This window comes from Paenibacillus sp. ISL-20 (assembly GCF_018613005.1).
Taxonomy (GTDB): domain Bacteria; phylum Bacillota; class Bacilli; order Paenibacillales; family Paenibacillaceae; genus Paenibacillus_AQ.
On record NZ_JAGGRD010000066.1, the window covers coordinates 138309 to 163060 of the forward strand.

23 protein-coding genes are annotated in these 24752 nt (G+C 49.1%); 17 read left to right on the forward strand and 6 right to left on the reverse strand.

All coding sequences use genetic code 11. The annotated features are described in order from the left end of the window. Positions 1-5 precede the first annotated feature (5 nt). From J7E85_RS30725 to J7E85_RS30735, 3 genes are all read left to right on the forward strand, one after another. Positions 6-494, forward strand: coding sequence for a DinB family protein (locus tag J7E85_RS30725; protein WP_215163809.1), 489 nt, complete (start codon positions 6-8; stop codon positions 492-494). Between the two features lie 45 nt (positions 495-539). Further along, on the forward strand, positions 540-1151 hold the full coding sequence (locus J7E85_RS30730; protein WP_215163810.1) for a peptidase E: 612 nt from the start codon (positions 540-542) through the stop codon (positions 1149-1151). 140 nt (positions 1152-1291) lie between these two features. Further along, entirely contained in the window at positions 1292-1966 is a 675-nt protein-coding gene (locus J7E85_RS30735) for a DUF4097 family beta strand repeat-containing protein (RefSeq protein ID WP_215163811.1), read from the forward strand. A gap of 152 nt (positions 1967-2118) precedes the next feature. Here the strand turns inward: J7E85_RS30735 and J7E85_RS30740 are convergent, their stop codons facing one another. The 3 genes from J7E85_RS30740 to J7E85_RS30750 all read right to left on the reverse strand — a co-directional run bounded on the left by J7E85_RS30740 (position 2119) and on the right by J7E85_RS30750 (position 4465). Beyond that, entirely contained in the window at positions 2119-3570 is a 1452-nt protein-coding gene (locus J7E85_RS30740; protein ID WP_215163812.1) for an erythromycin esterase family protein, read from the reverse strand. Positions 3571-3732: 162 nt separating this feature from the next. After that, complete coding sequence (locus J7E85_RS30745) at positions 3733-3930, reverse strand: helix-turn-helix transcriptional regulator (protein ID WP_215163813.1); 198 nt, start codon at positions 3928-3930, stop codon at positions 3733-3735. Positions 3931-3955: 25 nt separating this feature from the next. After that, a complete protein-coding gene (locus tag J7E85_RS30750) occupies positions 3956-4465 on the reverse strand; it encodes a DUF6773 family protein (RefSeq protein ID WP_251036162.1) in 510 nt (169 codons plus the stop codon). Positions 4466-4961: 496 nt separating this feature from the next. Here J7E85_RS30750 and J7E85_RS30755 point away from each other — a divergent pair, with 496 nt between their 5' ends. From J7E85_RS30755 to J7E85_RS30770, 4 genes are all read left to right on the forward strand, one after another. After that, on the forward strand, positions 4962-5813 hold the full coding sequence (locus J7E85_RS30755) for a putative RNA methyltransferase (RefSeq protein ID WP_251036163.1): 852 nt from the start codon (positions 4962-4964) through the stop codon (positions 5811-5813). 114 nt (positions 5814-5927) lie between these two features. Further along, positions 5928-6353, forward strand: a complete 426-nt coding sequence (locus J7E85_RS30760; RefSeq protein WP_215163816.1) for a VOC family protein — start codon at positions 5928-5930, stop codon at positions 6351-6353. A 23-nt stretch (positions 6354-6376) separates the two neighbouring features. Continuing rightward, positions 6377-6727: a glycoside hydrolase family 2 protein gene (locus J7E85_RS30765; RefSeq protein WP_353049591.1), complete on the forward strand. Its 351-nt coding sequence runs from the start codon at positions 6377-6379 to the stop codon at positions 6725-6727. A gap of 323 nt (positions 6728-7050) precedes the next feature. Further along, complete coding sequence (locus J7E85_RS30770; RefSeq protein WP_215163817.1) at positions 7051-7593, forward strand: alpha/beta fold hydrolase; 543 nt, start codon at positions 7051-7053, stop codon at positions 7591-7593. Between the two features lie 488 nt (positions 7594-8081). Here J7E85_RS30770 and J7E85_RS30775 read toward each other — a convergent pair whose 3' ends face one another. The 3 genes from J7E85_RS30775 to J7E85_RS30785 form a co-directional block, all read right to left on the reverse strand. Further along, the gene (locus J7E85_RS30775; protein ID WP_215163818.1) at positions 8082-9902 is read right to left on the reverse strand and encodes an ABC transporter substrate-binding protein; all 1821 of its coding nucleotides are present in this window, start codon (positions 9900-9902) and stop codon (positions 8082-8084) included. A gap of 69 nt (positions 9903-9971) precedes the next feature. Beyond that, positions 9972-11480, reverse strand: coding sequence for an ABC transporter permease (locus J7E85_RS30780; protein ID WP_215163819.1), 1509 nt, complete (start codon positions 11478-11480; stop codon positions 9972-9974). 13 nt (positions 11481-11493) lie between these two features. After that, the gene (locus J7E85_RS30785; protein WP_215163820.1) at positions 11494-12936 is read right to left on the reverse strand and encodes an ABC transporter permease; all 1443 of its coding nucleotides are present in this window, start codon (positions 12934-12936) and stop codon (positions 11494-11496) included. A gap of 147 nt (positions 12937-13083) precedes the next feature. Here J7E85_RS30785 and J7E85_RS30790 point away from each other — a divergent pair, with 147 nt between their 5' ends. The 10 genes from J7E85_RS30790 (at position 13084) to J7E85_RS30835 (ending at position 24561) form a co-directional block, all read left to right on the forward strand. After that, positions 13084-14826, forward strand: a complete 1743-nt coding sequence (locus tag J7E85_RS30790; protein ID WP_215163821.1) for an ABC transporter ATP-binding protein — start codon at positions 13084-13086, stop codon at positions 14824-14826. Positions 14827-15172: 346 nt separating this feature from the next. Then, positions 15173-15808 (forward strand): SGNH/GDSL hydrolase family protein, encoded by a 636-nt coding sequence (locus tag J7E85_RS30795; RefSeq protein WP_076322878.1) that lies wholly within the window; start codon positions 15173-15175, stop codon positions 15806-15808. A gap of 220 nt (positions 15809-16028) precedes the next feature. Further along, on the forward strand, positions 16029-17150 hold the full coding sequence (locus J7E85_RS30800) for a sugar ABC transporter substrate-binding protein (RefSeq protein WP_215163822.1): 1122 nt from the start codon (positions 16029-16031) through the stop codon (positions 17148-17150). 87 nt (positions 17151-17237) lie between these two features. After that, entirely contained in the window at positions 17238-18785 is a 1548-nt protein-coding gene (locus J7E85_RS30805) for a sugar ABC transporter ATP-binding protein (RefSeq protein ID WP_251036165.1), read from the forward strand. Continuing rightward, positions 18782-19777 (forward strand): ABC transporter permease, encoded by a 996-nt coding sequence (locus J7E85_RS30810; protein ID WP_215163823.1) that lies wholly within the window; start codon positions 18782-18784, stop codon positions 19775-19777. The genes J7E85_RS30805 and J7E85_RS30810 overlap by 4 nt, the downstream gene beginning before the upstream one ends. 237 nt (positions 19778-20014) lie before the next feature. Next, positions 20015-20470: an acyl-CoA thioesterase gene (locus J7E85_RS30815; protein ID WP_215163824.1), complete on the forward strand. Its 456-nt coding sequence runs from the start codon at positions 20015-20017 to the stop codon at positions 20468-20470. A gap of 51 nt (positions 20471-20521) precedes the next feature. Then, positions 20522-21520 (forward strand): Gfo/Idh/MocA family protein, encoded by a 999-nt coding sequence (locus tag J7E85_RS30820; protein ID WP_215163825.1) that lies wholly within the window; start codon positions 20522-20524, stop codon positions 21518-21520. A 127-nt stretch (positions 21521-21647) separates the two neighbouring features. Further along, positions 21648-22724, forward strand: coding sequence for a Delta(5) desaturase DesA (gene desA, locus J7E85_RS30825; protein WP_215163826.1), 1077 nt, complete (start codon positions 21648-21650; stop codon positions 22722-22724). A gap of 104 nt (positions 22725-22828) precedes the next feature. Further along, positions 22829-23962 (forward strand): sensor histidine kinase, encoded by a 1134-nt coding sequence (locus J7E85_RS30830; RefSeq protein ID WP_215163827.1) that lies wholly within the window; start codon positions 22829-22831, stop codon positions 23960-23962. Continuing rightward, positions 23959-24561, forward strand: a complete 603-nt coding sequence (locus J7E85_RS30835) for a response regulator (protein ID WP_215163828.1) — start codon at positions 23959-23961, stop codon at positions 24559-24561. The genes J7E85_RS30830 and J7E85_RS30835 overlap by 4 nt, the downstream gene beginning before the upstream one ends. Positions 24562-24752 lie beyond the last annotated feature (191 nt).

Here is a 24752-nt window from a genome sequence, read left to right on the forward strand (position 1 = left end):
GAAACGTGAGTCAATTGAATGAAATGAAGCAGCTGTTATTTGAGGAGCTTGAGCTTATCGTTAGAACCAGTTCGAATCTGATCGACAAAATCTCGGCAGAGCACTGGGATTACAGACCTGCCCACAATATGAGGTCGCTTCAGGAACTCGTGCATCATCTGGTTTCGGTGCCTTCAACGGACTTGTTGATTTTGCAAGAGAAGAGTGAGGCGGAGATTCGGGAGCTTGAAGCAAGCATCGCTACTGACGGCGTGGAAAAGGACAAGCTGATTTCCTGGATGACGAAGGGACTTGCGGATGTAAAGTCATACATGAATGGGTTGACGGATGAAGAATTTATGCAAAAGAAAACTAAACCCTTCTATTTGGAGCACGGATCGACACAAGCCAAGTGGCTGATTGAAATCGTCACGCACGCCCAGCATCATCGGGCGCAAATGTTCAATTACCTGAAAGCCCAGGGCTATGAAGTGAGCATGTTCGATTTATATTAAAGTTAAAGCACGGATACCCAGTGATAATTAAAAGGAGAAGTAAAGATGCTGAATATGTTTTTAACATCTTCGTTTAAAGATGTTGTTGATCTTTTTAGAGAATTCGTTGCTGATGATCTGAAAGGGAGGAGTTTTACGTTTATTCCTACTGCGAGTATTTCAGAAGAAATCACCCACTATATTTATACAGCAAAAGAAGCATTCGAAAAGTTGGGAGTCGTCGTTGAAGAGCTTGATATTTCTGTAGCATCATCGCAGGAAATTAAAGAAAAGCTAGCACGAAATGATTTTATTTACGTATCTGGTGGAAATACGTTCTACTTGTTACAAGAGCTGCGGAAATCAGGGGCAGACAAGATAATAACAGATCAAGTTAATTCGGGAAAATTGTATATTGGAGAATCAGCGGGATCTATAATAACATCTCCCAATATAGAGTATGTAAAATTCATGGATGATATAGGTAAAGCAACTACATTGAAATCGTTTGAGGGTTTAAACTTCATAAATGTTTATCCTGTTCCGCATTATAACAACGAACCTTTTAAAGACGCAGCTTCTGATTTAATAGCTCACTACAATTCTAAATTAAATCTCGTGCCTATTTCCAATACGCAAGTAATCCAAGTTGAAAAAAATAAAATAGTTGTTCGTTAAAATGATGTTCGATTCGATGATTAAAGGGATGGCAATCGCCATCCCTTTTTTTATCTTATACCATAAATATAAATTAGCTTGAAAGTGACGCAACGTCATCCTGTACAATGGCTTCAAAGTTGAAAAGGGTGGAGAAAGATATGAAACGATATGTACCGGCTGCAATCCTATGGATCGTCAGCATGTTCTTGCTCAGTGCATGCGGTTCGAGGGGCGAAGAAGCCGAGCAGCTCCAACGCGTAACGCTTGAGGAGGTTGAAGTGCTGGAGATCGACCATGGCAGCACGACCTTGTTCATGGAGACAGCGGATGTGGAGGCATTGGAGGTTTCGCTGCTCCGAGGCGCCAACTCCCCGGGGGCCGTTGTCGATCAGGATGACCATCGGGTGAAGATTCGTTTAGATAACGATATCACTCGGATGTTGAATATCGGCCGGATGCCGCAGCTTCGCGTGAGAATTCCCGCGGATTATGCAGGAAAGGTCATAGTTGACGGTTCTTCCGGCAATGTAACGGGAACCGGCTTGCAAAACCACAGCCTCCAGGTAAAGGGGCGAAGCGGGAATATCTCACTTGCGTTCACCCGTTTGAACAACGATGTGGAGGTATCGGCGACAAGCGGAAACGTGAACATACAGCTCGATGAAGAAACACCTGGTGCAACATGGATGCTGCAATCCGGAAGCGGACACCGGTCCATTGCCGTTCCTTTGGAGGATAGAAAGGAGAGCAACCGGAAGACGGAAGGGCGCTCCGGTGCTGGCCAGCATGAGGTGAAACTCAAAACCTCCTCGGGGAACATCTCGATCAAATAAAATGTAAGAACAGAGCGTAAGAAAAAAACAAGCATCCCCGTGGTCCTTTCCAAGAGTTTACAGCTTTCGGGCTCTTGGAAGCAGACCATTAGAGGATGCTTGTCATCTTGACCTATGAAAGTTTCTTATATGACAAAGAAGAAGGATAGAACTTATTCTTCAGCAGGCATAGAAGCCTTGGATGAAGCGGAGGATCTCATATATTGCGGCGGGTTTACGTCATCAATAAGTAGAATACCATCGTATTGGTCACGGGCAATCAGACTTTCGGGGATCATGCCCCAGCTGTAGGCAAAACGCGGCTCGAACATCCAGGAATTGCCTGCCTCACGCTTTTGGTAACGCAAATCAACGAAGGTATACGGCGCACCTGCGGCCGACAGGATCGATTCAATGGACCCCGGTTCTGCCGGCAGAACGTCATGCACATTGCCCATATTATCTGCGGTTTGTCCGCTGGCCGGATACAAGCCGAGTACGTAACTGTATTTTTTCATTTCGTCCGAGAGTTTTTCTCCCATTAAAGTAACCGGATATGGCGTACCCATGACTTCGGTTTGAGCCTTGCGGATGTGGTCGTTATGTCCCCAGACGATGAATTTCTCCGTTGGATAGACTTCAGTAGCCAGCCACATGAGATTATCGTGCATCGCCTGATCCCGCCATTCCATCGATTCCAGGAACGGTGCATAATCCCCGCTCTCCATGCCGAGGGTTGACTTGATGGAGAGCTCTACATACTCCTGGGCTATCCGAATCCGGTCGTTCAAACTTCTTTCAAGCAGCAAGGACAGCTTGGGGTTATCCGGATATAGCTCCTTCAAATGAGCCTCGTTTGCCTCCATCTTTAAGGATTTTATAACATCCTTGTATACTTGGATCAGCTGATTTTTCTCTTTGCGATAAGCGGCAAGATCCGTACCAAGAGAGTAGTCGGACAATTTCTTCTCAGCGTCTGATAGACGCTTAGCCATGGCCTGATCCTGCAGCCATTGCCCGTCTAACAGCGGGTACTGCAGCTGCATGTCGAAACCGGTCAGTACGAGCGGCTGCTTGCTCTTTTGTGCTGTTTTAATGTATTCGAACAACGGCAATATTTCCTTGGACCACCAGACACCGAAGATGGAATCCTTCATGGTCGACTCTGGGCTCTGTTGTCCTGCTTTACCATATGCCAGAGAGGTATTGCTGAGGCCGCTTTCGAAGGCAAGCACGTTATAGCCCATTTCCTGATGCAGGAACTGGATTAAACGAGTCTTGGCCAGATTGAACTCGGCAACGCCGTGGGAGCTCTCGCCGAGAAACACGAAACGTTTATCTTGCAGCAATGGTTTTAGCATAGCCAGATCCTTATATTGGTTTGGACCGCCCGCCGTGTCGGCGGGCTGAATCGTATCCAATCGGTATACATGGTCTTTAGCCCAGTTCTCCCACTCGGCAATCTTTTCGTCGGAGGTTCGTGCTGTTTTCACTTCTGTAACCTGACCTTGGATGGTATCCGGGGTGGAAGCGTATATTTTTCCGTCAGGGATTAGGGATGCTCCCACGAGGGAAGCGGTGAGCAGAAACACGGTGAATGCTTTTCTAGCGTTATGTAGCGGCATGCAGGATCACTCCTTATAAGATGATTTGTTGTATGATTTTCTAATTGAATGGACGTATAGCAAAAAAGATATCGTCATGATTACCTTGAAACGCAGCATCACCTCCTTAACATAGACATTAGTTACCGTGATTTGCTGGAGAACTGCACTGCTGTATCAGCCTTAGTCCTCTTCCCAGAACAGATCATTCAGAGTACGAGATAGTGCTTTGCATATGGCAACGCACAGGCTGAGGGACGGATTGTATTTTCCCAGCTCGATCAGACCGATGGTCTGCCTGGAGACACCGACGATCTGGGCCAGTTCTTCTTGCGATAGATCCATCTCGACCCGGGCCATCTTCAATTTGATGTTTTTCATGCGACAGTCACCCTGATATCCCTTTCTACAAGTCGAACGGATCGTTCTGCGACATTTTCTGGCTTACCTTGTTGGCACCATAGTGGATTACCGAATTCACTATAACAAAGAGCGGAATATAGATGATCAGTGAGACGAAGAAAACGATAAAGAAGTATTTGATCTCGGTCGCACTGCTGTCATTGCCAAACAGAATCGCGCTGCGGATACCGAAATAAAGAGCAAGTGCGACACCGATAATGAGCCCCCATATCGCTGTGCGCATGCGGAATGGAATTTTGCTTCGCTGGTCATGGACCTCCACTTCATCCGAATAAATTCCCATCGCCACGCTGCGGATGCCGAAATATAAGCTTCCACCCAGAATGATCAGCATTTCCAGCCATACGGGTTCCGTCCGGGATAGCGCAAAAGATTTAATAATGACGGAAATGCTGCAAATGATCATGATCAAGGTATAAACCTCTTTATATAGCTTGTTCTTCAGATTGACAATACGCTCATCTTCAACCGAGTTTTTCTTAAACCACTTCATACTCATCCTTCCTTTCGCTTGGTTATTCATTCGTCCCTGAGATTTTCTGGATACATGAATAGTAATAGTATTTATGTCTTTTTGCAATATATATATGTCATTATGATTTTAATATTAGTCTCTTTGGGAAATAAAGGTGGATCCCGCCTCGAGTAAATATCATATCGCACAGGGCAACCCCTTTTCTTGATATATTTTGCTAAACGGCATAGTTGGCCAGTGGGTTTACAACCATTCTCAGCGTGTTAAAATTGGAATAGGGCAGCTCTCTTGCCCGAATTGATAGCAGGAGCGTGTTCGTTGCCATGGTCATGATCCATTTCGTTCGCTTACGTTAATGTGAGGTACAGATCCAAATAGGCTCGGCCCCTTTTTTTTTGACATTGTGGCTTGAGTTTATTTTTCTGTGCCTTTTTCATTGCGTATGATCGAATGAAAGGGTGATTTTGCTGTGTCCAGAAATGAAAGGTTATTAAAAAAAGCACAATGGCTATCGATGAATGAGAAGATGTTTAGATGCCCGATCTGCGGCAGTTCCATGAGGGTTCAGCAGCTGGCAAGCTTGGTGTGCGAGAAGCTGCATAGCTATGATATATCCAGACAGGGGTACGTCAACCTGCTATCCCATAGAGCCAAAACCAAATATGATAAGGCTTTGTTTGAGGCACGAAAAATGATTAACAGCAGCGGGTTCTTTGGCCCGTTGATTGAAGGGATTTCGAACCGTCTGATGCGGATGCAGAAACAGAAGCTGTCGGAATCCGGCAGGCCTCTGAGACTGCTCGATGCAGGATGCGGGGAAGGCTCCCATCTCTCGGCAATTGGACATAGCCTAAGGGAGCAGGGGCATGAGTCCAATGTTGTTGGTGTGGGCATGGATATTGCAAAAGAGGGAGTCGTAATGGCTGCCAAGACATATTCGGACCCTATGTGGTGCGTGGCCGACCTGTCTCAGTGCCCGTTTGCAGACGAACAGTTTAATTACATTTTGAATATTCTGTCTCCTTCCAATTATTCGGAGTTCAGGCGATTGCTTACGAGTGACGGAATGTTGGTGAAAGTAATTCCGGGGAGCCTGTATTTGCAGGAGCTTCGAGCTTTGTTCTATACAGGTACAGGTAAAGAGACATATTCCAATGACGGCACCATGGAGCTGTTCAGCCGTCACTTTGAACGGATCGAGTTCGAAGAAATTCGGTATCGCGTCGTTCTGGATTCCGAGCAGATGAAGCAATTGATCAACATGACGCCGTTATCCTGGAGCGTTTCGTCTGAGGTAATTGAACGGATGTCAGGTGGAGAGATGGAGATAACCGCCGACTTCACACTTCTGTATGGATGGAAATAAGGGTAAGTATTTTTCTAGCCTTAGATTTCCGTTTTATTTTGCTAAAGTGTCCACTGTAGGAGATAATATGAGTTATCTACGTCAATATCAAAATAAAAGGTGGTTAACGATCGCATGACACTTCGAATGAATCCGTATCTCATTATGGACGGGAATGCTAAGGAAGCTATTCAATTCTATGAGAAGGCCTTGGACGCTAAAGTCGTCATGGTTCAGACTTTCGGCGAGATGCCGGCTAACCCGGACTTTCCGTTGCCGGAGAGCGCGCGGGATCGGGTATCCCACGCAAATCTTATCGTCGGAGAGACGGCCTTGATGTTATCCGATACGTTTCCCGGTCAACCGGTCCAATCCAGCAATCAGGTCCAGATCTGCATCATGACCGATGCAGCCGAGCGTGCAAAGCAGGTATATGAAGCACTGCGGGAGGGCGGCAAGGTGGTTATGCCGCTGCAGGAAACCTTCTGGAGCCCGGCCTACGGGATCGTTGCGGACAAATACGGCGTAAACTGGAATATCTCAACCGAAGTTGAAGCGTAGAAGCAGATTCTATACTCCTGTTGGTGCAATTGCTTCAGGATGGAGGCCTGATCGACAGCAAAACATTCTATTTCGTGAATGACAAACATCTTCGTCTGCATAGCCCGACCATACGCGTCAAAGAAGTCGAGGGAAGCGACGGCACGTCGTTTGTACTGGAGAGCAGCGTGCTCACCCGCCACGTATGGTTGTCCTCGGAATCGGAAGGCTTCTACAGCGACAACTTCTTCGACCTGATTCCGGGCATTCCGATGACGGTATCCTTCAGCAGCCGAGATAACGGAGAGCAGGCATTCGTACCTGGCAATCCAGGCCAATTCGAGGTTCGGTCCATGGCCGATTGTATCGACCCGGCGATGGTGCTGACGGTTTAATTCATCCTGTAATCGATCAACTAAAAAAAGAGCCGCCCCTTCAACCGATTCTGGTGAAGGGGCGGCTTGTTTGATGTATATGGAAACCAACCAGGATTGCGGCTGATAGAGAAACCAATCCTCGATGGTTTGATCATAAGCAACAGTAACCTAGGGGTATCTTCATCTCCATGTGATGAGGGCATGTAAAGGGTGTCCGATTCCGGCTAGATGTCAGCAAACGAAAAGAAGTCTAGCCCTCTACTATCGGTTACTCTAGATTGGTAGACATTCTGTTGGGACATGTCCATACCCTTAAACAAAAATCGGGAAGGAGACTAAACATGAAAAGACAAGTTTTGTTCATCCATAGTGCCGGCCCACAAGGCATTCACCAAGGCAGCAGTGACTTGATTGCCCATCTACAAGATCAGCTCGGGAAAGCTTACCATGTCTTATCTCCCGGCATGCCGGATCCGGATTACGCTCTGTGGAAAGCGCAGATCGCCAATGAAATCAATGCATTGAATGGGGAGGTGCTGCTCGTAGGTCATTCCCTAGGCGGGTCCGTGCTACTGAAATATCTTTCGGAAGAAGACTGCCAGCTAACCATCTCGGGACTGTTCTTGATCGCAGCCCCCTACTGGGGCAAAGACGATGATTGGCAGAATGAAGATTTTAGATTGCCTGATTCTTTTGCCACCACGCTGCCTCGCATATCCAGTCTGTACCTGTACCACAGCCGCCACGATCCCGTGGTGCCTTTCGCCCACGCTCAGCACTACGCGAAGCAACTCCCCCAGGCCATCACCCGGGTATACGAGGGTGATGATCACTATTTCCGCGAGGGCTTGCCCGAGCTTGTAGATGATATCAAGCGTATATAATCTAAGACTTCAATCTTCGTCTGTTCAGCCACCCCTGTATATGTTAATTACAGGGGGCGGCTTCCTCTCCCCCCCTCCCAAAAAGGGAGAGAGTAGCTGCGCCGTGGCTAATCGTTCGTCTTTTTGTTTTGTTTAGCATCTTCGAATAAGTGTGGATGCAGGTCCGTCCCGTTAAGACTCCAGCGGAGAAGGCGGAATGATTCTGGAGAAGCGATAGCGGTCTCCTGAAAGCTTTCTGAAAGAAAGCTACTTCGTAAGCGTAGACCGCACCCGGATTTCTACATTAGCCCATTCATTCATAGAAATCTGGGGGCAACAGAGATCGGAAGAATCATCCGCATGCGGAGCGATGAAAAAAACAGCCGGAGCGATGCAAAGGGTCTACCTGCGAACATAGCAATGCTATGGGAGCCATAAGCTAAGCGGCGCATGTAAACCTCGCATCAAAAAAGACGACATCAGCTTTTCGCTAATGTCGTCCTCTTTTTTTACTTGCTCGCTTTATATGCGCTCAAGTATTCCTTCACCTTCGCCGGATCGGCGACCAGCTCGTTGCCGGTTTTAACGATTGGGCTGACGGTGGAGTAAGCTTTAATTTTGTTGTTGTTGTAGTAAGTCAGGATCTCATCCTGGTTGATGGAGTAGAGCACCGCTCTTCTCAGATCATCGCTTGTTGCCACATCACGGTTTTTCGTGTTGAACAGCAAGTAGGATACGGCGTTGCTTTCGATGGTTTGCAGCTTCAGCTTACTGTCGCCTTTAACCACATCGTATTTCGTTTCAGGCACGCCGTAGTACAGGTGAATTTCGCCGCTGCGCAGTGCGGAGAGCGTGCTGTCCGCATCTTTGATAAAGCGTACTTTCACTTGCTCGATTTTCGGTTCGTGCTCGGTACCCTTCATGTAGCCAGGGTTTTTGTAGAAGGTCGCCTCATAGTCATTCTTGGAAGACAGAATGTAAGGACCGCTGGCATACAGCGTGTTGTTGTATTTGTCGCCTTCGGTTACCGTGTTTTGGTCACCGTAAGGGATGTCTTTGTTCACATCGAATTTCTCAACGTCATACGTGTTGATGGATTCCACTTGTTTCTTTGATACGATACCGGCCGATTGGTGAGCCAGGTAGTTCAACACTTGCGGGAACGGCTCAGTGGTCGTCAATTTAATGACTTGGTATTTACCATCTTTCGTGCTTGCTTGATTCTTGTCGTCGACGAGGGAAGTGATCTTGGAATCTAAACCAGCTTCCAGTGCATCCTTGATGCTTTCGCTGCCACCGGACACTTTAGTGTTCTCCAGTGCGCTTAGATCGGTTACAGCTTCAACCGTGTTGATATGCTCGTGAAGCGTGTAGGTGCGATGATCAGGTACCGAATTTTTGTCCTTGGCTCTGTTCATGGAGAAGATGACATCGTCAGCGCCTACGCGCTCGCCGGAATCTTCAGCCTTTTTATTTGTGATTTTCGCAAAGTCAATATCGTCTCTAAGAATGAAGTAGTACTCCGAGTTGCCTTCGCCAATGGCATGGTTATAAGAAAGCGATCCTTCGGATGTGATCTTGTCATCATCGGTCAGGTTGATCAGACGTACGTTCATGTTGGTGTTGATGATGTTGATGGAACCATCGTTACCCTTGATTGGATCAAGAGAAGTCAGTTCAGAGATCGATTGGGACAGAATCAGCGGCTGCGTAGCACGCTTGGATTGGTCTTTGAAATCAACGGCTTCCCAAGGAAGGGAACGGGATTTCGAGAGACGAACGGAGTTTTCGTCCAGCACATCCTTGTTGAACGCTTGGCTCTTCAGGGAAATGTACAATGGCGCGATGTAAGCTTTGTCCGTAACGAGACGCTGTTCAAGCTGTTTGTAGGTTTCCGCAGCGTCCTGAGGCGTTTGTGTTGCCGCTTGGTCGATCAGCTTGTCGACTTCTTCGTCGGACATGATGCTGTAGTCGCCGCCCGTTTTGAACAGGGAACGTACAGCGTAGTCAGGGTTACCCGTAACGGTTGTCCAGCTGGACAGTGCGATGTCGTAATTTCCGGCATCTTGCTGTGCCTTGTAGCTGCCGTAGTCCGGCTGCAGATTCAGCTTCACGTTGAAGCCGTTCTTCGTGAGCTGGTCACGAATGATGTTGACATCGGATTCGTTAGAGCTCATGCCAAGCAGTTCAATATTAACAGCGGATGTATCTGTAGCTGTATCCGATGGTTCTTGCTGATTTTGCTGTGCATCATCTTTGGTTGTTACGTTGCATCCAGCCAGTACAATGACTAGCGAGAGGAACAGTAACAGCAAGGAACTCTTTTTCATTTGTGATACCCTCCTGAGTTATATATATATAAAATATTTTTGAAACCATTAGTTAGGCACTGAAGCACATTAATCCAGCTTAGGATCTAGGGCATCCCGCAGTCCGTCGCCAAGGAAGTTGAAGGACAGGACAAGCGCAATGATGGCGAGACCCGGATAAATGGCCAAGTAGGAATTTGTCTCTAGATACGTGCTTCCGATCTTAAGGATATTCCCCCATTCCGGGATGTGCGGCTCAACGCCGAGACCCAGATAACTCAAGCTGCTCGTCGAGATGACGGCTGCACCAATGGTTAGCGTAGATTTGACAATCATGGGTGCAAGCGAGTTTGGAACAATATGCTTGAATATAATCGAAAAATTGCTCGAGCCGAAGGCTCTGGCCGCATCAACGTATTCAAAGGTGGAGGCCAGGAGCACATTCGCCCTCATGGTTCTCGCATAGGTCGGGATAGCGCCTACGCTGAGTGCCAGGATGAGGTTGAGAGTATTGGCTCCGAATGCAGCAATGATCGCAATGGCGAGTAAGATACCCGGAATGGCGTACAGCACATCCAGCAAGCGCATGATGATGTTATCGGTATGGCGGCCATAGTAGCCGGAGATGGCACCGAGAACACCGCCGATGACAACCGGGATCGCCGTAGAGGCAAATCCGACGATCAGCGAGATTCGGGCCCCGAACACGATTCGGGAGAACAAATCCCGGCCGAAGTTGTCCGTACCGAAGGGGTACACAAGACTTGGCGGCTGTAGGATGGCACTGTAGTTGTTATCAATCGCGATGCTGTAATCGAAGGTAAACAGACTGCTTACCGACAGACAGAACAGGAAGATCACAAAGAACAGTCCGGACATGGCCGTGGAGTTAGCGGTAAGCTTCACCCACACGTCGCCCCAGCGGGTCATCGCCGGATTGCCGTTCTTGCGTATCTTCGCTAGCAGGTTGATGCCGAGCACCAGGGCAAAAATATTACCCGTCACCGCAGTCAGAATGACCGGAAAGGCAAGCCAGGCCATTTTGGGATGTGCATAATTCGTTGTTACATATCGGGCAACGAGTATAAGCGCGATCAGCTGAATGACTGCAATAATCAGAAGCGCGGCCATCGCCGGCAGGAATGTATTCGAGACGTAAGGCTTGAACAGATTCAATGCCGATACCGCGATAACAAACAGCTGGGTTAACAGCATGTAGACGGCAATCGTATATTCAGGAGGCTTCTGTTTTTTAATCAGATTGAAACCGAACGTGACGGTAAACAGATTTCCTGTGACGATGCTCAGCAGTTGAATATATCCAAGGATCCTCGTCGAGCGCCGGATTTCTCCCTGGCTTTGAAGATCTCTTCGGATCAACAGGGTGATGATGATCTGAATGATGGTAAACAATGCATATACCGCAAAGGCGGTGAACACCCACGGTTTGATGGTTCCCCCAGTGAAATCAAAGCTGTTCAGAAGCAGGATCACCGTTAAGGTCAAAGAAATAACCCATGTGAAGCTGGCTTGACTGTACTCGTGTGAGGATTTCAGCTGGTGTTTGGTTTCTTGTTTAGAAAGAAGCTTCTTGATCATGAGTACACCTGCTTTAGTATTGTTTCATCTTGGACCTGATCCGTGGATCGAAGAACGCGTACAAGATATCAATGATGACGTTCACCAGCGATATGGTAATGGCGGTGTATACCACGCCGCCCATAATGGCCGGGATGTCAGGGATGAATTGTTTATCGACGATGTAGCTGCCGATACCGCTGATGTTGAACACCTTCTCCGTAACGGCAGAGCCGCCGAGCATCCCGCCGAACTGAAGTCCAATGACGGTAATGATCGGAATGATGGCGTTGCGGACAGCATGCTTCATCAGGATGGTGCCCTTGCTGAGCCCCTTCGCCCTTGCTGTGATCATGTAATCTTCATTAATAACCTCCAGCGTAGAGGAGCGCGTCATTCTCGCTACCGAAGCGGTAAGTCCTGTGCCGAGCACAATCACCGGCATGATCATGGACAACCAATTCTCCGGATTAAAGGTGGCGGGCAGCCAATGCAGCTTGATCGAGAAATTCAGGATGAAGATCAGTCCCTGCCAGAAGTTCGGAATGGACAGCCCGAGCAGAGCCACGAACATAAAGGTATAGTCAAAGAACGAATTCGGTCTCGTAGCCGAGATAATCCCGATTGGCAATGCGATCGCAATCGCAATGATCAGGGAAATGACCGTGAGCGTCAGTGTGATTGGGAACTTTCTGGCGATGCTTGAGGTGATCTCTTCGTTGCCAGAGAAGGATTTGCCAAGATCGAAATAGGCGATTCCTTTAATATTGTTCCACAGCTGCGCCAGGTACCCTTGGTCTAGACCGTGCATTTTGTTAAAAGCCGCGATCTGTTCCGGCGTTGCCGTCTCGCCCAGGATGTTGGCAGCAGGGTTGAACGGCGACAAGTGGAGAATCGTAAAGACGAGCACGGCTACCCCAAAGATAACGAAGACCGTCATCACGAGTCTCTCCATAATATATTTCAGGTAAGGATTGCTGTACAAAAAAATAAGGATGTACATCAGCAAGCCTGGAATAAGTGATATAATGAAGAACAACGGATTCTCGATGAGAGAACCAAACATATCGGCCATCGTCAACCGTTTCCGGTTGTTCAGCTTCAGTTCCTTGGCAGTCCGTTCCTTAAGGACTTCCTGGAACCCTGCTTCTACGATCTTGTCGACTTCCTGCCGGAGCTGCGTCTCATTGACTTTTTGCTTGAAAAAGTCGTGCTTGCGTTTCTGCTGCTCCATAATCTCGGAGCGAAGAGCCTCCAGATATCCGGCAGCCAGCATCTCGCTGCGTATGCGGTTCTCCGCCGTTGTGTAGTCGTCCTTCTTTCTGTGAACTAAATAAAATAGGAAGACCACGAGATTCACAGGCGCTCCCAACAATAATAGTAAGTATCTATAAGAAGGATTCAGAAGGATCTTACTGTATGTGCTGCTTATCAAACCTATGAGTCTGTTTGGTCTTGCTGCTTCTGTCCCCCCCATAAGCTGCCTTTCCTCCTTGTTTCAAATTGCATTATTCCGAGTGATATAGTATATTTTATTTTAGCCTATTTTAAAAGTCAATAGATTATAAGAGTTGTAGATGATATTCCTTTAATGACATAAACGCATAATGGCAGGTGAGCAGAGTTGGAACCGATATTGCAGGTTAAAAATTTGAGTGTAGCCTTTCAATCCCGTGATTCAGAATTTCACGCGGTGCGTGGGGTCAGCTTTGAAGTGAAGAAAGGGGAAACGCTCGGGATCGTTGGGGAATCCGGAAGCGGCAAAAGCGTCACCGCACGCTCGATCATGCGGCTGCTGCCGTCCCCGCCTTCTTATATGAAGAATGGGGAGATCCTGTTCCTTGGTCAGAACCTGGCGGAGAAAACCGAGAAAGAGATGGAGAGCATCCGCGGACGCGATATCGGGATGATTTTTCAGGACCCGATGACCTCGCTTAATCCGACGATCCGAATCGGGGAACAAATTTCGGAGAGCCTGGTTAAACACCAGAAGCTGTCCAAGCAGGAAGCGAAGAAGCAGGCGCTTGATATGTTGAAGCTGGTCGGCATACCGAACAGCGAAGCGCGCTATAATCAGTACCCGCACGAGTTCTCGGGCGGCATGCGGCAGCGGGTCATGATCGCCATCGCGCTGGCGTGCAGGCCCGCGCTGCTGATCGCGGATGAACCTACAACGGCGCTTGACGTAACGATTCAGGCCCAGATCCTTAATTTGATGAAAAATATGCAGGAGCGCTTCGGTTCTTCCATTATATTGATCACGCATGACCTCGGCGTTGTTGCGGGCATGTGCGACCGCGTGGCGGTGATGAAGGACGGCATGATCGTGGAGACGGGCACGACGGAGGAGATCTTCGAGAATCCCCAGCATCCTTATACCTTGAAGCTGTTAAACGCGCTTCCGCGTCTGGATGAGAAGAAGAAAGCGAAGCCGGCGCCGATCATCGTGCCAAGCACGGATTACAAGGGACCTCTGTTAGAGGTTAAATCCTTGAAGCAGTATTTTGATATGGGTAAGGGGAATGTGCTTAAAGCGGTGAATGATATTAGCTTCCATATTCAGGCTGGGGAAACGCTTGGGGTCGTTGGGGAATCCGGCAGCGGAAAATCGACGACGGGGCGAGCCATCCTTCGCCTTCACCAGCCAACAGGTGGAGAAGTGCTGTATCAGGGAATGTCTGTGAATCGTCTCTCTCCTTCGGAAATGAAGGCCATGCGGCGTCATATGCAGATGATTTTCCAGGATCCGTATGCCTCGCTCAACCCGAGATTGAAGGTGGTGGACATTATCGGCGAAGCGCTGGATGTTCACAAATTGACCGGCAGTAAGCAGGAGCGGAAGAAACGGGTCGAGGAGCTGCTGGATATGGTCGGATTGGATCCGGCCTATGCCACGCGCTATCCGCATGAGTTCTCCGGCGGTCAACGCCAGCGGATCGGGATTGCGCGGGCACTGGCTGTGGAGCCGAAATTCATCGTGTGCGATGAGCCGCTCTCCGCGCTCGACGTGTCGATCCAATCGCAGATCGTGAAGCTGCTGGAGGAGTTGCAGCATCGTCTGGGCTTGACCTATCTGTTTATTGCGCATGACCTGTCGATGGTGAAGCATATCAGTGACCGCGTTGCCGTTATGTATATGGGCAAAATCGTGGAGCTGGCTGAAAGCGAAGAGCTGTACTCCAATCCGCAGCATGATTATACGAAGTCCTTACTCGCGGCGATTCCGGTACCCGATCCGAAGATCGAATCCAAGAAGAAACGGGTACTGCTGGAAGAGCGCACCGGAGAGGACAAATATAATCTCGAGCATTCGGAGCTTGTGGAAGTATCTGAAGGCCATTGGGTGGCCATGCCAACCGGAGCTTAACGAACAATAGTAGAACCTGTCCCGACTGGAGTCGGGGCAGGTTTTTTTTGAATAAGAAGTATGAACTTCAGAAATTTAACGTCCTGATATCGCAAAAAACTTTCGCTAATAAATTTCGCTAGATACGGTCTGTCTTCTGGGAAAGTACGTCGATCAACTTTGTTCTCATACAACGGGACATGCCAAAAAATTCGCTCATAAATCCACGATTTGCGTGGTACATAAAAAGGAATTGAGCCTTGGACGGCAAATATTTAAATGTTAGGAAGCGTTCTCACGAGAGGAATGAGCCTACGAAATTCCAATTGTACGTACATTAGCAACATACCAATGAGGAGGAAGTGGAATGAATCGTTTGCAGCAAGGGGATGTCGTATTATTTCAAGGGGACAGCATTACGGATTGCGGTCGTGACCGGAACTTTTCCGGCAGCTTGGGTAACGGCTACCCGCTATTGATCGACTCGTTGTTCGGCATGAAATTTCCTGAGTTAAACGTAACCTTTTTGAATAGAGGGATCAGTGGAAACCGGGTCGTCGACTTGAATGACAGATGGCAGGAGGATTGCCTGGACCTGAAACCGGACTGGGTATCCATCTATATCGGAATCAATGACACTTGGCGCCGATATGATAGCGGTGACCCGACAAGCACCGAGGATTACAAAGCTGGCTACCGTCGATTGATCGAACGCACCAAAGGGGCGCTGGACGCCAAGTTGATTCTGGTTGAACCGTTCGTGCTGCCGCATCCGGAGGATCGCAGAGTTTGGCGCGAGGATCTGGATCCGAAAATCACGGCGGTTCGCGAATTGGCGGTTGAATACGGGGCGCTGCTGGTTCCGCTGGACGGATTGTTCGCTGCGGCGTCGGTGCGCCGCGAAGCTGCTTTCTGGGCGCCGGACGGGGTGCATCCGTCACCGGCCGGACACGGCCTGATCGCGAAGGCTTGGCTGGAAACGATGGGCGTTCGTTTGGATTAATTCATTTATCAGCGAAAAGCGGAATGCAAGATGAAGGATAAGCTTGATGCGCTGATCTTGATTAAGATGAGAAAAGAGCTCGAGGGTGAATCACTGCCTTTCGAGCTCTTTTTTTGATCATGCATTAAAGCGAGAAAATAAGGGTTGACGCCTTCTGTTAAATCCTATAGGATTACTTGTATTAATAGTCCTTTTAACGGAAAACAGGGGGAGAGAGAACATGAAAGGCAGTAAACATGTAAGGAAATTAACGACGCTGGTGCTCGCGTTTATGATTGTCTTAACCGGTTGTGCCGAATCGGGCAGCGGTGGCGGTAACGGAGCCGGGAATCTGGCGGACAAGGTCGAGAACCTGCCGGCAGGCATCGCGGAGAAGGATCCTGTGAAATTGATGGTCGTTCGGAAAATCGGGGGCGATGATCACACGGCGCAATTTTTGGCAGGCGCGAAGCAGGAGGGCGAGGCACTCGGGTTTAAGGTAGATACCTTCTCGGCGAACGGGGATTCCGCCAAATTCCATGATGCGATCGCCCAGGCCATTGACAGCGATTACGATGGATTTATCATTTCGCACGGAGACGATCCTGCATCCGTTCAAGACGTGAAGAAGATTACGGATAAAGGGATTCCTGTCGTTACCTTTGACTCCTTGCCGGAGATCGGCGACATTGCAGGGGTAACCCAGACATCGCAGGATGACGAGCAGCTGGCGAAGCTGGCACTGGACAAGCTGGTCGAAGAGCAAGGGCCGGAAGCCAACATTGTCTATCTCTGGGTAGACGGATTCCCGCCGATGGTGCGTCGTAATGCCGTATACCAGGAAACGCTGAAGAACAACCCGGGCATCAAGGAATTGGAGCGTTTCGGTGTAGCGAGTAACCAAACTTCGCTGGAAACGCAAAATGCAGTATCCGCCATCCTGACGAAATATCCGAAGGGCGAGCTCGATGCGATCTTCGCTACCTGGGATGCCTTCGCCATCGGTGCAGCCAGAGCGCTGGAGGAAGCGGGACGCACCGAGGTTAAGATTTACGGCATCGACGTATCCAACGCAGATTTGGAGCTGATTCAGAAGCAGGACAGCCCATGGGTGGCTACGGCTGCCGTGGATCCGAAAACGATCGGTGCGATCAACGTCCGTTTGCTTGCTAAAAAGATTGCCGGCGAGGAAACGCCTGCTACGGTCAATCTGGAGCCTGTATTGATCGAGCGCTCTAGCCTTGCCGGTGCAACCGAAGCGGTCAACATGGTCAACCTGGCGGACATTATCCCTAGCTGGGGAACAAGCACCGAATTCGAAGAGGACTGGATGAAGGCGTTGAAAGAAGCAGGCGGCAAATAAACAGCACGATTCATACAGGCGCTCTTGTCGGTCATCGATAAGGGCGCCCTATCCTATTTGAAGGGAAGAATGCACTTGCGAAGCGTTATGGAGCCAACAACTGCCACATTGACCGACGTATCGGGTGTGGCACCCTTACTTCAAATGAAGCATATCTCGATCTCCTTTCCGGGTGTTAAGGCGTTGACCGATGTTGATTTTCAGACGACGGCGGGAACGGCCCATGCGTTGATCGGCGCGAATGGCGCAGGGAAATCCACATTAATGAAGATTCTATCGGGAGCTTACAACCATTACGAGGGCGAGATCTGGATCAATGGGAGCAAGGTGCACATTCGTTCCCCGAAGGAAGCGAAGGACCTGGGCATTCAGATCGTCTATCAAGAGGTGGATACGGCGCTCATTCCGAACCTGACGGTCGGGGAGAACATTATGCTCGACCGGACGGTTCACGATATGGGCAAACGGCACTTGATCCACTGGAAAGAACTCCATCAGGAAGCCGAATCGATTCTTGCACGGATGAATATCCGGGTTCCCGGCAAGAAGCTGATCTCGGAGCTGACGCTGGCGGAGAAGCAGATGGTGCTGATCGCAAGAGCCGTCTCCAAGCAGTGCCGGATTCTGGTGCTGGACGAGCCGACCGCGCCGCTCAGCCACAGCGAGACGGATCAGCTGTTCAAGCTGGTGCGCAAGCTGAAGCAGGATGGAGTCGGCATTATTTTCATATCGCACCGGCTGCCGGAGCTGTATGAAATTTGCGATGATATTACGATCATGCGGGATGGTCAGCTGGTGAAGAGTGATCGCATTGCGAATATCCATCAACCGAAAGTGGTGGAGTACATGCTGGGCTCCAAGATGGAGCAGCAGTTTCCCCGCGTCGAGCGGGACATTGGCTCCACCTGGTTCGAGGTGAAGAACATGTTTGACCCGGGCAAAATCAACGGCGTTGACCTGCACATCCGCAAAGGGGAGATCGTCGGTCTGGCCGGTCTGGTCGGGGCCGGGAAAACCGAGCTGTGCCGGGCAATATTCGGAGCATCCGACACATCGACCGGCGAGATCGCGCTGAACGGGAAAAAGCTGCGCATCCGCTCACCGCATGATGCCGTTTCGCAGGGCATTGCGCTGGTCCCCGAGGAGCGCCGCCGCGAAGGTGTCTTCGTGGAAGAAGCGGTGTCCGTCAATTTAACGGCTGCGGTGCTGTCCCGTTTTTCCAGATGGGGATCCTGGCTTAGCTTCGGCAAGGAAAATCAGGCGGCGAGGGAGATCATTCAGTCGCTCGGGATTAAGACCCCGAATGAGCGGGCCAGAGTGAAAAACCTGTCCGGGGGCAACCAGCAGAAGGTGGCGATCGGCAAGTGGCTGCTGGTCGACGCGGACGTGTATATTTTCGATGAGCCGACCAAAGGGGTTGACGTTGGCGCGAAGCGGGACATCTTCCATCTGGTGGCCGAGCTGGCCAAGCGGGGGAAATGCGTGCTGTACGCCTCAAGCGAGCTGTCCGAAATCGTTGGCATCACGGATCGGGTATATGTGATGTATGACGGCGGCATCATGAAGGAGCTAAGGACGCAGTCATCCAACGAAGAGGAAATATTGCTTTACTGCACAGGAGGCGGGTTGATATGAATACAGCAAGACCTGTTAAGGAGAAGCCGACGGCTAGTTTCGCTTTTGACTTTCTTTATAAATACGGTACGTTGATTACGGTATTTGTACTTATTCTCGTATTCGGGACCGTCGCCGACAACTTTTTGAATACAAGCAACATTATTAACATACTCCGTTCGATCTCGATCGTGACGATTATTGCCGTAGGGCTGACCGTGTCACTGGCCGTTGGCGGCTTTGACCTGTCTGTCGGTTCAACGGCTTCCCTGGCGAACGCGCTGGTCATTTCCATGTTTGTCTGGCACGGGCAAAATATCGGCATCGGCATTGGTCTCACGCTGCTGTTCTGTCTGGTCGTGGGATTGATCAACGCCTTCCTGGTCATCAATTTCAAAATTGATGATATGCTGATGACGTTGGCCACGATGTTTATCTTTCAAGGCGTTGCGCTTACGTATACCCGCGGCGCTACCATTTCCCAGAATATGATCCTGCCGAGCGGAGACTTTGCCACCGGTAAAATTCCGGCGGTGTTTGAGAAGATCGGGCAAGTGCCATGGATCATTATCATCATGGTTCTCGTAGTTCTCGTCGTCCATCTGTTCCTGACCTATACCAAACACGGACGGTATATGTATATGATCGGAGGCAACCGTGAAGCGGCGGCTTTATCCGGGATTCCGGTGAGCAAATACCGTTTGATTGCTTATCTGGTCTCCGCATTGTTTGCCGCCATCGGCGGCATTATCCTCGGGGCTCGGGTCATGACGGCCGAAGTCAACTCCGGTGGACCTTACCTGATGGATGCCGTCGCTGCAACCTTTATCGGATACTCCGTATTCGGAGCCGGCAAACCGAACGCGCTCGGGACCTTTGTCGGCGCCGTGTTGATCGGTATATTGCAAAATGGTCTGATCATGCTGTCGGTGCCGTATTATGCGATGGATATCGTGAAGGGCGCCGTGCTGGCGTTGGCGCTTGCTTTAACCTACTATAAGAAGCGACATTAATCGCTTAAGCTGCGCTTTCTGTAACCGAACTTTGTTCCATTCATACTTATCGAGACCATCCCTCCAGTGATCCTGCTCCGGAGTGGATGGTCTTTTTTCATAGCTCGCTGCATTCAGGCAGGTTATCCATGATTTGGTTATTTAGTTGACGGACTTAACTTGTATTGACTATCCTTGTAGAAGACTGATTATAATTGTACATACATTTGCCTCGTATAAAGAGAAAGGGGACTCATCATGAAAAAAACAACCTTCATACAACCGGATCCCAAGGCTTGGCTGGACACATTTCACTTTGAAATTCCGATAAAGATAAGGTATTGCGAAACGGATATGCTGGGTCATGTCAATAACGTCAGTTATTTCATGTATTTTGAGCAGGGACGCATTGAGTACTTCGAAAACCTGGGATTGACTGAGGATCTGTTCAGCGACAAAAAGGTGTCGGTGGTTGCGGATCTGGAATGCCAGTATCTTGCTCAAATGTATCTGAAGGACCCGCTTAAGCTTCATGTCCGGGTGGCTGAGATCGGGCGTTCCTCCATGGACGTCCAGTATGCGATCGTGGTTGAAGGCACCTTAAAAGCTGCCGGTCGCGGAACCATTGTGCTCATCGATACCGCGTCAGGCAAGAGCACACCGATTCCGGATTCGGCACGCGAGCGAATTTCGACGTTTGAAGGATGGATGTAACGAAAAGACAAAAGATCAATCATAATCAGATAAGAAGGGAAGGGATTAGGGATGAACATCCGTTTTGCCGTTATCGGCACAAACTGGATTACCGAGCGGTTTCTCCAAGCTGCTCTGGAGACGGAAGAATTTATTCTTGCTGCCGTATACTCTCGTACAGAAGAGAAGGGCAAGGCTTTCGCGGCCAAGTACGCGGATCCCAAAGTGTACACGGATCTTGTGACGATGTTGCAGGATGACGAGATTGACGCGGTGTACATTGCGAGTCCGAATTCCTATCACGTCGATCAGGCGATATTATGCATGAACCACGGAAAGCATGTTCTCTGCGAGAAGCCGATGGCTTCTAACGCAGTTGAAGTCGCCGCCATGATTGAGGCTGCGAAAAATAACAACGTTCTGTTAATGGAAGCGTTGAAGTCGACGCTGATGCCGAACTTCAAGACCGTCAGGGACAACCTGTACAAGCTGGGTCCGATTCGGCGTTATTTTGCAAGCTATTGCCAATACTCCTCCCGTTATGATGCGTACAAGTTGGGGACGGTACTCAATGCATTTAATCCCGAATATTCCAACGGTTCACTCATGGATCTGGGTATTTATTGCCTGTACCCGATGGTCACCCTGTTCGGTAAACCGGACTCCGTCAAAGCTTCCGGCTATATGCTATCCTCCGGGGTTGATGGCGAGGGTAGCCTGTTGTTGTCCTATCCCGAGATGGATGCCGTGATCATGCACTCCAAGATCAGCGATTCCTATGCACCTGCCGAAATCCAGGGCGAGAACGGCACGATGATTATCGACAAAATTAATCAGCCTTATGATGTGAAGATCCATTACAGAGACGGCACCATTGAGAATGTCACCCAGCTGCAGACCCATGAATCGATGTATTATGAAGCACGGGAATTTATCGATTTAATCCAATGCGGCGAACGGGAAAGTGCAATCAATACCCATGCCAACTCACTCATTACGGCTGAAATCATGCAGGAAGCCAGACGCCAGATCGGACTGCGGTTCCCGGCGGATTCCCGCACCGATATATGATATTTGTCATACTCCCGAAATGACGTTTATGACTACGACACGCGTGACATCCTATCTATAATTAGATTAGACAAATGCGTGATAACTTAGAATGTCCTTACGCTTTATTTCGAGGAGGAAGACAATTATGGCTAAACCCGATAACAAACTGTCCAGCTTGAAAAAGAACGTTGCCCCTTATGAGGAAATTGACACAAAGGCGAGTATAGGTCAGCTTTTCAATACACTGGTTCCCTTGATACTGCTATGGTATGCAGCCTATTTAAGCTTATCCGTATCGTACTGGCTTACCATTCCCATAGCGATTATTGCATCGGGGTTTGTTGTCCGGACGTTTATCATATTCCATGACTGCTGTCACGGATCTTTCTTCAAAAGCCGCAAAGCGAACAAAATTCTCGGTACGATTACAGGCGTTATTACTTTATGTCCTTACGAACAATGGAAGAACACGCACGCGATTCATCATGCGACGAGCAGCAACCTCGATAAGAGGGGAATCGGCGATATGTGGGTACTAACCGTTGAAGAGTATGGGGAGGCTTCCTTTTGGCAGCGCCTATACTACCGGGTTTACCGCAATCCGATTGTGATGTTTGGACTGGGTCCTATTGCTATTTTTCTGATAACCTATCGTTTTAACCGTAAAGGTGCGAGACGCAAGGAGAAGATCAGTAACTATATAACGAATATTTCGATTGTTGCGCTGTATGCATTGCTGTGCTGGGCGATTGGATGGCAGGCATTCCTGCTCGTTCAAGCTCCTATATTCATGGTATCGGGGATGCTTGGCATTTGGTTGTTCTATGTACAGCATCAATTCGAAGAAACGTACTACGAGCATGATGAAGAGTGGAGTTATATCAATGCGGCCGTAGAAGGCAGCTCTTATTACAAACTTCCGAAGGTCCTGCAATGGATCACGGGTAACATCGGCTTCCATCACGTTCATCATCTTAGCCCGAAGGTTCCTAATTATAACCTGGAGAAGGCGCATGAAGCTGCTCCTCCACTGCAAAAGGCAACAACGATTACACTCAAGACCAGTTTGAAGTCGATTCGTTTCCGTCTGTGGGATGAAGACAAAAAGGTGTTCGTCACGTTTAAGGATGCAAAGAAGTCGCTCCGTAAACCGCAGGAATCGGTATTGGCGAAAGCCGAGAAGAGCCTGGCGAGCAGCAGACCTAGGGTGCAGGGCGAGTAATTCCTTGCGGCTACGAGGTTATAATAGGAATAGGAATGAATAAGAATATAGGTCCGTTAGGCAGAAATGAGGACTAAGCTCGAACCGACAGAAGGTGGGACTCCATGCAGAAATGGTATCAGATATTTCATAAAAGTACGGGGCTGAGCCCTTATGTATGGGTCGTCTTCTACATCCTTCCGTTCTATTTCATCTTCCGGTCGACCTCTACCTTTCAGGTCGTCTTCGGGACTCTGATGATTGTGATGTTCTTCGCCTTCTATGTGCTTTCATTTCTGGCCAAAGGCTGGCTCGTCTACTTCTGGACGAGTCTGCAAATTCTGATATCGATTACGATGTCATTGGTATTCGGGTATATCTATTTCTCGTTGTTCCTCGCATTTTTCATCGGGAACATCAAGAATAAGGCCGGGTTTATCACGCTGTATACGATCCATCTGGTCACGACCATCATTACGGTCAATTATGGATTGCTAACGCGGAATCCGTTCTTTATCACACAGCTGCCATTTATGCTTGTCAGTGTTGTCGGGGTGATTCTGCTGCCTGTGACGAACTATAACCGGAATAAGAATGATCAGCTGCAGGGTCAGCTGGAGGATGCCAACAAACGGATTTCAGAACTGGTGAAGCTGGAGGAACGTCAGCGGATAGCCCGCGATTTGCATGATACACTTGGACAGAAGCTGTCTCTCATTGGCCTCAAAAGTGATTTGGCCGGTAAATTGATGACGCAAGATACGGAAAAAGCCCAGGCCGAGATCGACGATGTGCGCCAGACGGCCAGAACGGCACTCCAGGAAGTGCGCGAGATGGTGACACGGATGCGGGGGACCCGGCTTACGGATGAAATTTTCCGCATTCAGCAAATTCTAAAGGCTGCGCAGATTGAATTAACCTTTGAGGGAACGTTGGAGCCGGAAAATCTGTCGTTAATGAATGAAAATGTGATCAGCATGTGCCTGAAAGAGGCCGTGAATAACATCGTGAAGCATAGCAATGCCACGGCTTGCTCCATTGTGATCGAATCCACGGAAACGGATCTGGTTGCGAGGGTGAGGGACAATGGAACAGGATTCGTGATGGATGCGAGAAACCGCGGAAATGGACTGCGGGGAATGAGAGAGCGGCTTGAATTCGTAAACGGAAGCATGGAGCTCACTTCCGGCGAGGGGACTACGCTGGTCCTTCGTGTACCTAATGTGCTTAGAATGCAGGATAAGGAGGCGGGAATATGATCCGAATTGTCATTGCTGAAGATCAGCGGTTGCTGCTTGGAGCCCTGGCCTCTCTGCTTGATCTGGAAGAAGATATGCAGGTGGTCGGGACGGCAGGTAATGGGAAGGATGCCGTACAGCTTGTCAAACTTCATCAACCGGATATCTGTATCATGGATATTGAGATGCCGATGATGAACGGACTTGAGGCTGCCGAAGAGCTAAAGGGCTATGGCTGTAAGGTGATGATCTTGACGACCTTTGCCCGGCCGGGGTATTTCGCGCGTGCCGTGAAGGCTGGCGCCAACGCCTACCTGCTTAAGGACAGCCCCAGTGAGGAACTTGCTGCATCCATTCGGAGCATTATGGCAGGCAGACGTATATACGCCTCGGAGCTTGTGGATGAAGCGTATTCCGGTGAAGAGAATCCGCTGACAGAGCGGGAAAAGGAAGTGCTGGGCCTGATTGCGGACGGCAAGAATACGAAGGAAATTGCCAATCAGCTGTTTATTACAACAGGTACCGTGCGGAATTATATTTCCGTTATTCTGGATAAGCTTGGCGTCAGTAACCGGATCGAAGCGATCACGCGTTTTAAAGAAAAAGGTTGGTTTAAATAATCATCTAAAAATAGTCGGAAGCCCCGTGGTTGCAGCCACCGGGCTTCTTTTTTGTGTGGATAAAGAGAAAGGTGATAGGCCGAAAAGTCCGTTTTGAAACGTGGTAGATGGATTTTTTTACCTGGTATAGTATTCATTATTGTGTATAAATATACATATTTTTTTGCGTGGTAAAGTATTTGGATATAATT